Source organism: Lacihabitans sp. CCS-44 (genome assembly GCF_024343735.1).
In the GTDB taxonomy this organism is placed as follows: Bacteria; Bacteroidota; Bacteroidia; order Cytophagales; family Spirosomataceae; genus Leadbetterella.
Map to the genome: position 1 here is coordinate 115,040 of NZ_RJUE01000052.1, position 15,717 is coordinate 130,756.

General features: G+C 37.0%; 13 protein-coding genes and 1 pseudogene. 10 read left to right on the top strand and 4 right to left on the bottom strand.

The genetic code is table 11. The annotated features are described in order from the left end of the window. The 3 genes and pseudogenes from EGI26_RS08030 to EGI26_RS08040 form a co-directional block, all read left to right on the top strand. A complete protein-coding gene (locus EGI26_RS08030) occupies positions 1–570 on the top strand; it encodes a 50S ribosomal protein L25 (protein WP_255048448.1) in 570 nt (189 codons plus the stop codon). Between the two features lie 204 nt (positions 571–774). Then, positions 775–990: a hypothetical protein gene (locus EGI26_RS08035; protein ID WP_255077614.1), complete on the top strand. Its 216-nt coding sequence runs from the start codon at positions 775–777 to the stop codon at positions 988–990. 52 nt (positions 991–1,042) lie between these two features. Continuing rightward, positions 1,043–1,243, top strand: a pseudogene (locus EGI26_RS08040) (Txe/YoeB family addiction module toxin); the annotation flags it as partial. 21 nt (positions 1,244–1,264) lie between these two features. Here EGI26_RS08040 and EGI26_RS08045 read toward each other — a convergent pair. Next, positions 1,265–1,960 carry an NAD-dependent deacylase gene (locus tag EGI26_RS08045; RefSeq protein WP_255077615.1) on the bottom strand — a complete coding sequence of 232 codons (696 nt, stop codon included), beginning with the start codon at positions 1,958–1,960 and terminating at the stop codon, positions 1,265–1,267. Positions 1,961–2,189: 229 nt separating this feature from the next. Then, positions 2,190–4,661, bottom strand: a complete 2,472-nt coding sequence (gene topA / locus EGI26_RS08050; RefSeq protein WP_255077616.1) for a type I DNA topoisomerase — start codon at positions 4,659–4,661, stop codon at positions 2,190–2,192. Between the two features lie 454 nt (positions 4,662–5,115). On the opposite strand from topA, the gene EGI26_RS08055 reads away from it, so the two are divergent. Both EGI26_RS08055 and EGI26_RS08060 read left to right on the top strand, forming a co-directional pair. Next, the gene (locus EGI26_RS08055) at positions 5,116–7,386 is read left to right on the top strand and encodes an aconitate hydratase (RefSeq protein WP_255077617.1); all 2,271 of its coding nucleotides are present in this window, start codon (positions 5,116–5,118) and stop codon (positions 7,384–7,386) included. Positions 7,387–7,607: 221 nt separating this feature from the next. Next, on the top strand, positions 7,608–7,895 hold the full coding sequence (locus tag EGI26_RS08060; protein ID WP_255077618.1) for a zinc ribbon domain-containing protein: 288 nt from the start codon (positions 7,608–7,610) through the stop codon (positions 7,893–7,895). Positions 7,896–8,150: 255 nt separating this feature from the next. On the opposite strand, the gene EGI26_RS08065 is transcribed toward EGI26_RS08060, so the two are convergent. Beyond that, positions 8,151–8,351, bottom strand: coding sequence for a hypothetical protein (locus EGI26_RS08065; protein WP_255077619.1), 201 nt, complete (start codon positions 8,349–8,351; stop codon positions 8,151–8,153). Positions 8,352–8,477: 126 nt separating this feature from the next. Between EGI26_RS08065 and EGI26_RS08070 the strand changes: the two genes are divergently transcribed. Together EGI26_RS08070 and EGI26_RS08075 are read left to right on the top strand one after the other, a co-directional pair. Continuing rightward, a complete protein-coding gene (locus tag EGI26_RS08070) occupies positions 8,478–9,578 on the top strand; it encodes a VIT1/CCC1 transporter family protein (protein WP_255077620.1) in 1,101 nt (366 codons plus the stop codon). A 233-nt stretch (positions 9,579–9,811) separates the two neighbouring features. After that, positions 9,812–10,177 (top strand): DUF2200 domain-containing protein, encoded by a 366-nt coding sequence (locus EGI26_RS08075; protein ID WP_255077621.1) that lies wholly within the window; start codon positions 9,812–9,814, stop codon positions 10,175–10,177. 80 nt (positions 10,178–10,257) lie between these two features. On the opposite strand, the gene EGI26_RS08080 is transcribed toward EGI26_RS08075, so the two are convergent. Next, positions 10,258–13,374: a glycosyl hydrolase gene (locus tag EGI26_RS08080; protein WP_255077622.1), complete on the bottom strand. Its 3,117-nt coding sequence runs from the start codon at positions 13,372–13,374 to the stop codon at positions 10,258–10,260. Between the two features lie 296 nt (positions 13,375–13,670). Here EGI26_RS08080 and EGI26_RS08085 point away from each other — a divergent pair, with 296 nt between their 5' ends. The 3 genes from EGI26_RS08085 to EGI26_RS08095 are packed head-to-tail and all read left to right on the top strand — an operon-like array spanning position 13,671 to position 15,644. Next, the gene (locus EGI26_RS08085) at positions 13,671–14,132 is read left to right on the top strand and encodes a nuclear transport factor 2 family protein (RefSeq protein ID WP_255077623.1); all 462 of its coding nucleotides are present in this window, start codon (positions 13,671–13,673) and stop codon (positions 14,130–14,132) included. A 59-nt stretch (positions 14,133–14,191) separates the two neighbouring features. After that, positions 14,192–15,043 (top strand): penicillin-binding transpeptidase domain-containing protein, encoded by an 852-nt coding sequence (locus tag EGI26_RS08090; protein ID WP_409035359.1) that lies wholly within the window; start codon positions 14,192–14,194, stop codon positions 15,041–15,043. Positions 15,044–15,053: 10 nt separating this feature from the next. Beyond that, complete coding sequence (locus tag EGI26_RS08095) at positions 15,054–15,644, top strand: HD family hydrolase (protein ID WP_255077625.1); 591 nt, start codon at positions 15,054–15,056, stop codon at positions 15,642–15,644. Positions 15,645–15,717: the final 73 nt, after the last annotated feature.

A 15,717-nucleotide genomic window follows, 5' to 3' on the forward strand; every position in this document is an offset into this window, starting at 1 on the left:
ATGAAAGTAACTGAGATTGTAGGGTTTAAAAGAGCGAATCTCGGTCGTCAGGCTGCTCAAGAATTACGTGCTGAAGGCATGGTTCCTGGTATTCTGTATGGCGGAGAAGAGCAAGTATCATTTTATGCACCTGCGTACCTGTTCCGTCCATTAATTTTCACTACAGAAGCTTATGAAGTGAAACTGACGATTGATGGCAAATCGTATACTGCGATTCTTCAAGACAAGCAATTCCATCCAGTAAATGACCTTTTGGTTCATGTGGATTTGTTAGAAATCACTCCTGACAAAATTATCACTACTTACATTCCGATCAAATTGACTGGAACTGCAATTGGTGCTAAGCAAGGAGGTAAATTGGTTCAAACATTGAGAAAACTCCGTGTTAAAGGACCAGCTAAAGCTATTCCAAATTTTGTAAACTTAGACGTTACAGACCTTGGACTAGGAAAAGCTATCAAAGTTAAATCTATTAATCTTCCAGAATTAACTATTCTTGATTCTGAAGCTAACCCAGTAGCAAGTGTGACTATTCCACGTGCATTGAGAGGTACTTTGCAAGCATCTTAAGTAATTTATTGCTTAGAAATATAGAAAGAGCTCCATTTTGGGGCTCTTTTTTTGTGTAAACGAAAGTCGAAATACCATTTTTATTAAGTATTTTTGACGAGGTTATTTAAAACTTGTAAAAAACATAAACTAAACGCAAGTACCTTAAAGTTAAGTTTTGTTCTATTTTTTTTCAAAAAAAAACACTTTTTTAAAAAAAAACTTATGAGATACCTCTTAGATATAGATATTGCAGAAAATAAACAGTCTTTTGCAGAGGAATTTTTCAAAACGATTTCATTTGTAAAAAATGTCAGAAAAGTGGCAAGGAACGAAATTACGAATCCTACCATTTTGCAAAGTATTGAAGACTATGAAAATGGGAAAAATATACCAACCCCGTTAAGTCTTGCCGAATTAAAAGAAATGATAAATGCGTGATCTTTTATTTATGCCCAAAGCTTGGCAAGATTTAGGATGATGGCTTAAAAACGACATAAAAAATGTTAAAAAAATCTACACCCTTTTAGAGAATTGTTGTAAAAATCCTTTCGAAGGACTTGGACAACCTGAACCTTTAAACGCGAATTATTCGGGATATTGGTCTCGGAGAATTAATCTCGAACATCGAAAATTCTATAAAGTCGAAGATAAACAAATTGTTGTTCACTCTCTTTATGGACATTATCAATAAATACTATTTTTTTGAAAATTTTTATCCCATTCCTAACAACCTCTCTTTCAATTCCTCCAAGCCATCAACAGCAGTTTTCTGAATAAATTCTACATTTTTTGTGCTGAAAGAATAGTTGGGTAAAGATGGATCTACCACGTACTTATGAACTTGGTCACCGACATATCCTACTAAACCGGCGGCTGGATAAACTTGTAAACTTGTACCAACAACGATAAATATTTCAGCATTGAGGCAAATATCAGCAGCGTTTTCTATCATCGGCACCATTTCACCAAACCAAACAATATGTGGTCTCAGTTGAGCTCCATCTTGGGCAGTTTCACCCAATGCTATTGGCTTATCTCCTATTTCATAAACCAAGTCTTCATTTTTTACGCTTCTGACTTTTGAAAGCTCGCCGTGCAAATGCAAAACATTAGTTGAACCCGCTTTTTCGTGTAAACCATCTACATTTTGTGTAATAATTTGAACATCAAAGTATTGTTCCAGTTTTGCCAAAATTTCATGTCCTCTGTTGGGTTTCGCTTCGGCCGCCTGTTTCCTCCTTTCGTTATAAAAATCAAGAACAATTTGTGGATTTCTTGCCCAACCTTCAGGTGTTGCCACATCTTCAATTCGGTAATTCTCCCATAATCCGTTTGTGTCTCTGAAGGTTTTCAAGCCACTTTCGGCACTCATACCCGCTCCAGTAAGGACTACTAATTTCTTTCTCATAATTGTTTTGAGTTGTATATTTTTACACCGAGTTGCACGGAGTTTTCTTCTTTTATTCACTTTGTATTTTTGAGTTTCACAAGGTTTTTCGCTCCGCTCATTATGGATACAGAAATTAACTATTCTTGAAATTTAACACCATAAAATTAGAAATTTGATTCAAAATATTTATAAAAAAGGCATAAAAAAAGCACTGAATTTCAGTGCTTTATTTTTTTCTACTTGTCTCTTAGGCTTCGGCCAGTTTCAAGCAATCTTCGAGTGTAAGTTCCTCAGGAACAGTACCTTTTGGTATTTTTACATTTCGTTTTCCTACTTGAATATATGGACCGTATCTGCCATTCAATACTTTTACTTTATCGTTTTCAGGATATTCTCTGATGATTTTTTTGGCTGCAGCTTCTTTTTGTTCGGCAATGATTTCAGCCACACGTTTATCGTCTATCGTTAACGGATCTTCAGTTTTACCAATGTTATAATAAACCGCACCGTGTTTAATATATGGGCCAAAACGACCTTTATTTATAACCACAGCCTGCCCTTCATATTCTGCCATATCACGAGGCAGAGAGTTGTCTGAACCGCTCAATCGAGCCTCAATTATTTCGATTGCACGCTCTTTTGTTACCGACAATGGATCTTCACTTTTTTCAAGATTTATATATTTACCGTTGTACAAAACATACGGACCATAGCGGCCTTCGTTCACCACAATCGCATTTCCTTCATACAAACCAAGCTCCAAAGGCAATTTAGGACCTTGTAAGATAGCCAAGGCTTCTTCAAAAGTCATACTTGATATCATTGTACCTTTTTTGATAGAGACGAAAGCAGGCTTGTCTTCGTCCGTAGCCTCACCAACTTGAAGATATGGCCCAAATTTACCGATTTTCGCAAATACTTTTTTCCCTGAATCCGGATCCACTCCAAGTTCGTAAGAACCTGCAGCTTTGGCACCGTTTTCACCTGTGGCTTCTTCTATTTTGGTATGAAAATCATTATAGAAATTTGCAATCATTTTTTGCCAAGGCACTTTTCCTTCGGCCACTTCGTCAAACTCGTTCTCTACTTTGGCAGTGAATTTATAATTTAATACATCCTCGAAATTCTCTACTAAATAGTCGTTAACAATTATTCCTAAGTTAGTTGGAAACAATTTCGATTTCTCTGTGCCATAATTTTCAGAACCAACAGTACTATTTATTTCTCCATCCTTCAACAAAAACTCTTTGAAATCTCTCTGAAAACCGGGTCTATCTTCCTTCACTACATATTCTCTACGAATAACGGTAGAAATAGTTGGTGCATAAGTAGAAGGACGACCGATGCCCAATTCCTCTAACTTCTTCACCAAACTCGCCTCTGTATATCTGGCTGGTGGTCTTGTAAATCGCTCTGTGGCTTTCATGTGTATTAAACCAAGACTTTGACCTACCGAAAGCGGCGGTAACATATCTTTATTCTCTTCGTCCTCGTCATCAGAAGATTCTAAATATACTTTTAAGAATCCCTCAAATTTTATAACTTCACCCGAAGCAGTTAATTCTTCAGGTCTAGTAGAAATCGAAATCTTCGCAATGGTTCTTTCTATAATCGCCTCAGACATTTGTGAAGCAATCGCTCTTTTCCAAATCAGATCATAAAGCCTTTTCTCGTTTCTCTCAGCTCCCGCCTCGGCCACTCCAAAGTCAGTAGGTCTTATGGCCTCGTGAGCTTCCTGAGCAGATTTATCTTTGGTTTTAAATACTCTCGGCTTCGAAAATTTCTCTCCATAGGCATTGATTATCTGATTCTTGGCATTTTCCATGGCTTCTCCAGAAAGACTTGTGGAGTCTGTTCTCATGTAGGAAATCTTACCCGATTCATATAATTTTTGAGCCAAAGTCATGGTTTGCAAAACCGAAAAACCTAATTTTCTTGATGCTTCCTGCTGTAATGTTGAAGTCGTAAAAGGAGCCGCCGGACTTTTAGTGGTTGGCTTAACCTCTAATCCTGCAATAGCATAAACGGCTGGTAAACAATCTTGTAAAAACTTCTCTGCATCCGCTTCTTTCTCAAAATTCTTGCTCAATTCAGCCGAAAGAAATTTGTTTTTTTCTACTAAAAAATGAGCAACGACTTTGAAAGATGATTTCGAATCAAAAGTCTCAATTTCTCGCTCTCTTTCTACAACTATTCTTACTGTTACTGATTGTACACGACCCGCTGACAAGTTCTTTCTATCTCCTGCCCTTATTTTTTTCCAAAGCACAGGTGAAAGCTGAAATCCTACCAATCTATCTAATATACGTCGGGCTTGCTGAGCATTTACCAAATCAATATCTATAATTCTTGGTATTTCTATTGCCTTATTTATGGCATTTTTAGTAATTTCTCTAAAAACAATCCTTTTGGTGTTGTCGTCGAGACCCAAGGCTTCCTTTAAATGCCATGAAATGGCCTCTCCTTCGCGGTCATCATCGGTCGCTAGCCACACTTCTTTGCCAGCGGCCAGTTTTTTGAGTTCGTTTACTACTTTTATTTTGTCAGCCGAGATCTGATAAGTTGGCTCAAATTCTTTGTCAACGTCTACACCGAGTTCTTTTTCGGGCAAGTCTCTGATATGACCAAAACTCGATTTTACAATAAAATCACTACCCAAATAACCTTCAATGGTTTTGGCTTTAGCTGGGGACTCAACAATTACGAGGTTTTTAGACATATATAGAATTTGTAATGAAATTCGGACTTTGGATAGCAAAATAAGTACAATTAAGCCATTAAAAGAAAAGTTTTTTCTAAAATCAAATTACTCATCAGACATTTTACCCTTCAAAACATTCAAAAAAAGCATATTTCTACCAAAAAAGGTTAGGAAAAAATCAGTATCCTGAAAATCGTTATATTCTTGAAATATTACCATTTGTTGAATATTCCAAAAAAATGAATTAGAAAAAAAACCATAGCAACTCTTAACTTTTCCTATTTTTGAAAAATAAATTTATCCAAATATCCACATGAAAATAGACACAATCATCTAACTACAAAATACTTATGAAAAATAACACAAATCAGAATTCCTCCAAATCAAAAAAAATAAAAAAAATCCTATTTCGATTTAGAAATCAATTTGTATTTTTGACAAATTAAAATTCAATTTTAACATTTATATTCTGATGAAAGTATTTGATTTGGACATGATAAAAGCGGCATACGCTCGCATGCCTGAAAGAGTAGAAGCTGCCAAAAAGTTATTGGGTAGACCATTGACTTTAGCCGAGAAAATTTTGTATTCACACTTGTGGGACAAACTTGGTAACAAACCTTTTGTAAGAGGTACTGATTATGTAGACTTCGCTCCAGACCGTGTGGCTATGCAAGATGCAACAGCTCAAATGGCTCTTTTGCAATTTATGCAGGCTCAAAGAGATAAAGTAGCTGTGCCTTCTACTGTACACTGCGACCACTTGATTCAAGCCAAAGTAGGTGCTTCGGAAGATTTGAAAATAGCCAACGAATCAAATAAAGAGGTTTATGACTTCCTTTCATCTGTTTCAAACAAATACGGTTTAGGATTCTGGAAACCAGGTGCGGGTATTATTCACCAAGTGGTTTTGGAAAACTACGCATTTCCTGGTGGAATGATGATCGGAACCGACTCACACACACCAAATGCAGGTGGATTGGGAATGATTGCCATCGGAGTAGGTGGAGCTGATGCTTGCGACGTAATGGCGGGCTTGGCTTGGGAACTTAAAATGCCAAAATTAATCGGTGTTAAATTGACAGGTTCGTTGAAAGGATGGGCTTCTGCAAAAGATGTAATTCTTGAAGTAGCTGGTAGATTAACCGTAAAAGGTGGAACTGGTGCTATCGTAGAATACTTTGGAACTGGTGCGGACAAACTTTCAGCTACTGGAAAAGGAACCATCTGTAACATGGGTGCTGAGATTGGTGCCACCACTTCAGTATTTGGATTTGACAAAAAAATAGCAAAATATCTTACGGCAACTGGCCGTAGAAACGTAGCCATAGCTGCGGGAAGAATCAAAGAATATTTAAGACCTGACCAAGAGTGTATCGACAATCCTGAGGCTTACTACGACCAAGTGATAGAAATCAACTTGTCGAAATTAGAGCCAAGAATCAATGGTCCTTTCACGCCAGATTTGGCTTGGCCACTTTCTAAATTTGCTGCTGCTGTGAAGAAAAACAACTGGCCAGCAAAATTGGACGTAGGTTTGATAGGTTCATGTACAAACTCTTCTTACGAAGATATGACAAGAGCGGCATCCATAGCCAACCAAGCTTCTGAAAAACATATCAAAGCGAAAGCAGAATATACCATTACTCCAGGTTCTGAATTGGTAAGATTCACTGCCGAAAGAGATGGTTTATTGGCCACTTTTGGTAAAATTGGTGGCGTGGTATTGGCCAACGCTTGCGGACCTTGTATTGGTCAGTGGGCACGTCATGGTGCTGAGAAAGGTGAAAGAAACTCTATCATCACTTCGTTCAACCGTAACTTTGCAAAAAGAGCTGATGGTAACCCAAATACACACGCATTTGTGGCTTCGCCAGAAATCGTGACTGCCTTGGCAATTGCGGGTGACTTGACTTTCAATCCTCAGAAAGATACCTTAACAAACGAAAAAGGCGAGCAAGTAAGATTGGATCCACCTTTGGGCATCGAGTTGCCGCCATTGGGCTTTGATGTTTTGGATGCAGGATATCAAAAACCAGCAAGAAGCGGTAAAAACGTTAAAGTAAAAGTTAGCCCGAAATCTGACAGACTTCAATTGTTGGCTCCGTTTGCCAAATGGGAAGGAACAGACATCAAAGGCTTGAAACTTTTGATAAAAGCAAAAGGAAAATGTACTACTGACCATATCTCTATGGCGGGTCCTTGGTTGAAGTTCCGTGGACACTTAGACAATATCTCTAACAACTTGTTGATAGGTGCTGTAAACTTTGCTAACGAAGCTACCAATAAAGTTAAGAATCAATTGACAGGTGAATATGGAGAGGTTCCTGCAGTACAAAGGGCCTACAAAGCCGCTGGTGTTGGCTCAATAGTAGTGGGTGACGAAAACTATGGTGAGGGTTCTTCAAGAGAGCATGCGGCCATGGAGCCACGTCATTTGGGTGTAAGAGCCATTCTTGTGAAGTCATTTGCACGTATTCACGAGACCAACCTTAAGAAGCAAGGTATGTTGGGCTTGACTTTTGCCAATCCTTCGGATTATGACAAAATAAAAGAAGACGACAGTTTAGATATCTTAGGATTGACGACATTTGCTCCTGGAAAACCATTGACAGTGGTAGCTAACCACGCTGATGGTTCAAAAGACGAAATTGTTGTTAATCATACTTATAACGATGCTCAAATCGGCTGGTTCAAAGCTGGTGCGGCATTAAACATCATTGCAGAGCAAGCTGGAAAGTAATATTTCTTGGTTTGTTTTTATAGAGAATCCCTGGCTGTGAGGCTGGGGATTTTTTTGTGCATTTTATAATTAAAATTCATTATAAATAAATTTTAAATTGTATTTTAGACCTTTAAGATTAACTTGCAATCATTAAATTATAGATTCGATTTATAAGTAGGTTTATCCTATAAAAACTAACCAACCCAAATTTTGAAAGTCATAAAAAAATAGAGCTTATTATGTTTATAATTATTTGGATTTGCTTAGGAATTGTAGGGGCTATGATTTCCAGTGGAAAGGGTAATAGTGGTTGTTTTGGCTTTATTTTAGGCATTGTTTTGGGTCCAATTGGCTTACTTATTGCCTTCTTTTCATCTGATAATCAAAATGCTAAAAATATTAGAAATGGTGACACAAAGAAATGCCCCTATTGTGCCGAGTTTGTTAAACCAGCTGCTCTTATTTGTAAGCATTGCGGTAGAGATTTGAATAAATCTAATTTTAACATTGATGATTTCAGGAAGTAAATAAGAAAATATTTTACTATATCGAATTTTCCTTTTCCTGTGCGAATTTTCACTTCGAAATAACCTTTATGTTAATTCCTGGTTAATTTGACAATAAAAATAATTAGTCGACCCTCTAATAAAATTCATTCTTTTGAACAAAACTTGATTTAGGGCGTACTTAAATCAACATTTTTCAGGCTTTCAGTCGCCTCTTTGAGCTTTGCAGCGGCAAATTCCTCAACATTTTTATATTTTATAATTTCTTCATTTTTATCAAAATGTTAATTTAACTTTTCTAATAAAATCGTTAGCTTTTTGATGTTTTTCTTCCAAAGCATTAACTGATGCAGTATTTTGTTTGGGAAACTTTTCAGCTTTGGGCTTTATTGGTTTTTGGTTGGCATTTTTCATCTCCATTTTATTGTAAAATTGTAATATACTCCATTGAATCTGTATTGATTTATCTCCTTTCAAAGTACATTATAAATTTGATAAACTTGTTTTAATTAAACAAAAAATGAAGTCAATTTCATTTCACTTTTTTGTCGTTTGATTAGCAAATAAGAGTTAAATTTAACCTAAATATCAACAATCAAGAATATGCCCACCCTAAAAAACATCCAAATAGAAGTAGATGCCAGTTATTTATATGATGTCTTGGCTCAGCATGAAGAAGACCCGAATGTAGCGAAGGTTTTTAAGGAAATGAGCAAGATAGAGCACTCTCATGCAGTGGCTTTTATGGAGAAAAACGGCATGGATACTTCTGTTTTTCCGAAACCGTCAGGAAGAGCTAAATTCTTGAATTTTATAGGAAAAGTCTTTGGGTACGATTACATTCTAGGAGTTTTGTTAGATACTGAAAAATCGATTGCCAATTCAGTAAAGAATGCCCGTAAACAATACAATTCTGCCGAGTCAATATCGGATACTGCTCATGTTTCTATTTTGAAAAATGTTCTTCAGGGTAACAAAGATATTTCTGGACCAAGTTTGGCGAGGTTTGAAAAACAACACCGTTCCGTTGGAGGAAATGCATTGCGTGCGGCTGTTTTGGGTGGAAACGACGGCTTGGTTTCTAATTTTAGCTTGGTGATGGGTATTGCAGGTGCCACCAACGGCCAAAAGGAAGTATTGCTAACTGGATTGGCGGGACTTTTGGCAGGGGCGTTGTCTATGGCTCTTGGAGAATGGATTTCGGTGAAAAGTTCACAAGAATTGTACGAAAACCAAATGGATTTGGAGATGGATGAACTCGAGACCAATCCTGCTGGAGAGGAACGTGAATTGGCTTTGATTTTTCAAACCAAGGGTGTTTCAGAAGAACAAGCCAAACAAATGGCTAAGGAAACCATGCTTGACAAAGAAAAAGCCCATGCCATATTGATAAAAGAAGAACTGGGTATAAATGGTGATGATTTACAAGGCTCAGCCATGGAAGCCGCCATATCTTCGTTTGTGATGTTTGCAATCGGGGCTATTTTACCAGTTAGTCCATTTTTCTTTTTGGGTGGAATGCAAGCAGTACTTTTGAGTGCAGCTTTTAGTGCAATTGGCTTATTTTTTATTGGCGGTGTAATTACCTTATTTACAGGCAAAAGTGTTTGGTATTCTGGATTTCGACAAGTGATATTTGGACTTTTAGCAGCCGCTATTACTTTTGGTATTGGGAAGTTGATTGGAGTTTCTATTGCTGGATGAGATTGATTTAGTGAAAATTCTACAGGATACCGCTTTTATCGGGAAAGATAGACCTTGGCGTGTGTTTAAAGTTTCTCTAGAACGTAAATATATTTACATTAAACCAATAAAATCTAAGCAAAATAACCCATCAAAAATATTTCTAATAAACTCTGTTTGTCTAGGTAACGTTTTTGTTTTAAATTTATCATAAGCTTATTGTTTAATTCAAAATAAAACCTAAAATAAAATATATGAACGTCTCCGACACGCACAATAAACGAATGGCCAGCATGACGTTTGGCTCTGTTTATCCACATTATGTGACAAAAGTCGTCAGAAAAGGTAAAACAGTGGAAGAATTGCACCAAGTTATCACTTGGTTGACAGGATTTGATGATGCTAAAATCCAAGAATTAATTGAGGCAAAAGTTACTTTTGAAACTTTCTTTGCTGAGGCCAATTTACACCCAAATGCAAGCTTGATAACTGGTCTAATTTGCGGCTATCGCATTGAGGAAATTGAAAATCCACTGATGCAAAAAGTGAGATATTTAGATAAATTGGTGGATGAATTGGCAAATGGCCGCAAAATGGAAAAGATATTGAGGAATCCGTGAAATCTGATATTACCTTTACTTTAGCAAAAAAATACTAAAGTAAAGGATTTACAGCAGTTCTCCAGAAAAGAAATGAACCTTTATTTCCCCCAAACTACCACCTTACTATAAGGCTGAAAAATAACAGGCCCAACTAAGCCATATTCTTGTATAATTCCTCGGTCGGCAACTGGTTTGCTAAGTGTAAACAGTCTGTTGTTCAATGTAGTAGAAACCCTTACCTCAATTTTATTTTCGCCTGCTTTCAAAGTGCTTCCCAAATCAGCTTTGGCACTTATTTGGTCTATTGGCACCATTTGGTCATTTATTTTTAGCGTAAAAGCATCCACAACTTGTCCGAGGCAGAGAGTCGCTCCATTGCTTGCACTATTCCAATTGCTTGGTAGGTTTAGTATATAGGTGTAAGTACCCACGCCCGAAACATTTTTCAATTCTTCGATGTCTGGCCAAGCTTTTAATGCATTCAAATTAAGATTGATAACCGCCTTTGAAGTTTCTGCTCCTGCTGCTCCCGTTGTGCCGTATTTGTTTTGTGGTTGCCAATCTTCAACTTTCAAATTCCACGCCGCTTGGGTGAGGTCTATTTTTTCTGATGGAGTTGCAATGGTGGTTTTTATAGTTTGTCCGTTGCTTAATTTCGTGGTGAAATTACCTGCTTTTGAAGTAATGATATTTAATGCTCCATTGGCTGATTTACTCACGCCTTCGGCATCGGTTGTTGTTACAAAAACGTCGGTTGAACCAAAACCCAATTGAGCAGGATTTTTAGTAATTCCTACTAAGATTGATTCATCAACCGCCAAATTGATAGCAATTGTAACATGCTTTCCGTCAGTTGTATATTGAGCTATTGGCGTTATTTCACCCGATGAGGCATTCAATAAAAATGGTTGACCTGAGCCTTCTAACGTGACTTTTGTATTTAGTGGTGAGCCTATTTTTGTACCATAATTCAAGCCTTTTACTCTGATAGTTTTTGGTTCTTCAAAAACATTGCCTGGGGTAGTGGTTAGTCCTTTGTATCTTTCCTCGGGAGCATTTGGCATTGCTGGTATTTGGTCGTCACCCTGATTATAGAGAAAATAATAATCCGTTTGGGTCTTTTTATCATGACGTCGCATGGTCATCAAATTCGATGGCTTTTCAGGATTTGATGCTGGCAAAATACCCAAAGATTTCAATAATTTTGGCACTTCGGCCTCTGTATTTGCTTTATGAACAGTTTTTTGAAGCAATAAATCTGCTAAAATTGCTTGCAATTTTGCATCTTCCGAAGGCGTATTGCCAGGGGTATTTGCAGGTAATTGCCCAACGATAATTACAGGAAGTCCTTTTTTTGCAAAATCTAAAATCTTTTGAGCAGTTGCTACGGGCAAAGTATTTTTTGCAGGATTAAAATTGGCAGCCGATTGTATAAATCCATTCAGTATAAATGCCTTATATGCAGGGCCATCTTCATAAAGACGATTGTTTGAGACCGAAACTTGAGGTAAATTCAAAAGTGTTGGGTTGAGGTAGTCCCAAGTGAAGCCTTCTTCTTGAAGTGTGAGGTCGTTCCAAAATCTAATATTGCCTTTTCCTGCCACAAAAGGAGCAGGGAACGAATAATTTTGCATATAAACGGCTATATCTATTTTGGCCGTACCTTGTTTCAAAACTTGTTCGTTTCTGGCCATCCAAGTATTGATATTTTTGGCTTCCGTAAACCAAATCGGGTTTCTTGGCCCCCACGAATTGGCAAAGTTTCCTTCGGCAAAAGTATTGTACCCTGGCCAAACCGATTTTGGATTTGATGAATAGGGATAAACGTGATACACGCCTTTGGTTTGTCCGCTGGCAAAGTTTTTATTCATTCTGACAATAATATCTTGAAAAGTCTGAACGTAGTTGAGTGAACGTGCCGCCGCCAATTCATTTGAATACCAAGTATTTCCACTGATATGGTTGGCTGATGCCATTGGGCGATAAACATCTATTTGGTCGCCAGAAGCCAAAGTTTCGTGTTCTGGGCGGTCGAGGTGATAAGTTACGTCCAACTGGTCGGGCGTATTTACGGTTGGTACATCTTCGGGTTGAAGTCGCAATGCCAAATTGTATTTATTTGCCCAAGTCGTAAACGGTTTGATGCGGTATTCCACAAACATATCGGTTCTGACTTTGTTATAGTCGGCACGAACTCTGGTGTCAGTTTTGCTGCTATATGTGTAATAATGCTCAATATCCAAACCTGCACCTTGGCGACCCCAAACTCGGTCGATGCCTGCATCAATCAAAGCTGGCAAATGCTCAATCAAATCATAGCCTGTTTTTGACTTAAATTCTTGGGTCATATTGCTACTCCAAACATCGCTTGGAGCTCCAAAGCCATCAATTGAGTGAGAATCCACAAAAATATCACCTCCGCCATTCTGTTTCAGAAGATTTTTGATGCTTTCCGTCCAATAAGATTCGTAGCCCGCAATCAGCAAGTCTGTTCCTTCCAAACTAAAAACTTCGGGTTGAGGGTCAACGGTTTGCATTCTAAACGTAATCAAAACCCAAGTGTCATTTCCTGCTGGGGCTGCCCAATTTAAGTGACCCTTAGTTGAACCACCGAAAAATCCAGCAGTATTTGTTTGGGAAATTTTATCAGTCAAAACTATGGCCGACGAATGGTCAATCGTCATTAGCTTTGAGCCTTTTTCGGGCGATTTCGTCACTTTATATGCCTGTACCGAAAGAATCGTGCCTTTTCCTTGCAGGGTATCGTTGAAAACTTTTCCACCCACAAGAAGCGTATCGGTAGCCGAAAGCGTTTTTCTTACATAATCATGTTTTGCCGAAAAGTTGCCAGGAATTGGAGCTCCCGTTTTATATTTCAGACTCACTTTCATGCCTATTTCGTTAGCTTTTTTCAAAACCGCCTCAATCTGGTTGAGTGTTGGCTCGCCACCTTGACCGATTTCTACGCCAGCTATTCCTGCCGCTTTTAGTTCTGTTAATTCTTTTTCCAATTCGGTTATTTCGGCCGTTTCTGGCGGAAAATTCCATCTTACCCAAGGAAAATCTGCCGAAGAAGGATTGGCAAATGAGCCAACAGAAAGTGGCGTAACTGGATTGAAGCGTTCGTGGTTCTTCTGTTCAGTAATTTTTTTACTACAACCGAAAATCAAGATTTGAACAAGAATCAGGGAATAGGGAAGTAATTTTTTAGCCATGACATTTTGTATTATTTCTATAAAAATTATTCAATAATATAGACTGTCGAATGGATAATAACAAATATTAGACGAATGGCTCAAAAAATTAGACAGAAACATATATTGTTGTCATTTTAATGAAAATATAGCCTACTAAATCAATGTTTTATTAAAAAAATTGGCATATAAATCAATGCTTTTGTAAATTGAAAGACACTTTTCTTAAAAAAACCATCTACAATCTAATTATTTAAAACAAATTAAGCGATTTTCTTACTAAACCTTTCTGAAACATAACCAAGATAAAAAGCAATATGAAAACGTTTTGGATATTATTATGCGTAACAATTACTTTATTAGGTTGCAACAAGCAAAAATCGACGGATTTGAAATCCTCTAATAATCAAAAAATAATAGATCAATATTTTGAACATTTCAACAAACATGAATGGTCGAAAATGGCAAACATGTATTCTAATACTGCTGAATTTAAAGACCCATCTTTAGATCAAAGTATCGCAAGGCAAACCAGACAGCAGATTGTTACTAAATACTCTAAACTCCATCAAGTGTTTGTAGATATTCATGATGAGATAATACAAAGCTATTCAACTGATGACGGACGTTTCATCGTGGAGTTCCTTTCAACTGGCACTGTTCCTGATGGCTCTAAATTTGGATTACCAATCTGTACCATTTTTACAACCGATAATAGACTCATTACCAATGGTTTTATTTATTATGATAATTTTAAGGAAGCAGTTAATGAAAAATAAACAAAAGGACTTTTCTAAAAGTAAATTTATTCTTGAACTTATTTATTGCTAACCTCCAGATGAGCTTAAAATATTTAAATATATTGTTTTTTTCGATAGTTTTTTTAATATCTTGTATTTTTCATAAAAAGATGGGAAATCACAAGACAGGCTCTGAGGCCAGAAATTTTGTACTGAAACCAGAATTTCAAAAATACTTTGAAGCTTGCAGAGTGGGTGGCTCTATTGTAGTCTACGATAACCTTAAAAACCAATTTATTGTATCTGACACTATTGAAATTCAGAAAGAGACCTTACCAGCTTCTACTTTTAAAATCATAAATTTACTTGTGGCTTTAGAAACTAAGGTGATTTCTAGCGAGAATGACATAATAGAATGGCAAGGAAGCACTGACACTGTAAAATATGGCTATAGGCCTGAAATTTATCACGATATGACTGTGAAAGAAGCTTTTGAAGTTTCGGCTGGATGGGTATTTGTAGAATTGGCAAAAAAGATAGGTAAGGATCAATACAAAAAGTTTTTAGATGAGTGTAATTATGGAAATGGTAATCTTTCACAGGGCGACGCCGATTTTTGGAACTTTGGACATTTTGGAATTTCCCCTATGAATCAAGTTGAATTCCTGAAAAAACTTTATGATGGAAATTTACCTTTCTCAAATACAAACATGGATATTGCAAAAAGGGTGATGATAACCAATGAATATGATATAAGGGCAAAAACTGGTTGGACTAGAGACGGTGGAATAAATACTGGTTGGTGGGTGGGATATGTAGAAAATTCAAAAGGAGTCTATTTTTTCGCGACCCGTCTATTACAAGACAGAAAAAACAATACGCCTACTTTTGGAAGTTGTAGAAAAGAAATCACAAAATCTATCTTTAAAGATTTAGAGATAATAAAATAGGTATAACTTGATGGACAAATTATTAAGACAAATAAGCTTCATAAAAGAAATAGATAAGCTGAAATACATTCAACGCAAAACCAAATTATTCAACAGTGACAGGCATGAAAATGATGCGGAGCACAGTTGGCATTTGGCGATGATGGCCATAGTTTTGGCCGAACATTCGGACAAACCTATAGATATCCTAAAGGTTGTAAAGATGGTTTTAATTCATGATATCGTTGAAATTGATGCTGGGGACACATTTATTTACGATACGACCAAGAGTCATTCAAACACCGAAGAAGAACTTTTGGCTGCCAAACGAATATTTGGGCTTTTGCCAGCGGAACAAGCAGAGGAGTTCATAGCCATCTGGGAAGAATTTGAGGAAGGAAATACCGATGAAGCCAAATTTGCCAAATCGATGGATAGATTAGAGCCTTTGTTGCAGAATACTTCAAATAATGGCGGCACCTGGGCGGAGTTCAATGTCAGTTATGAAAAAGTTTATGAAAAGAAAAAGGCCATAAAAAATGGCTCGATGTCCATTTGGAATTATGCAGAAAACCTCCTAAATGAAAGTGTGGAGAAAGGAATTCTCGCCAAAGAAAGTTAAAGCATGAATCTCTCAAGATATTGAAAGACAGGCTGATACAGAAGTCTCATTTAACTGCAAAAAATAACAAATC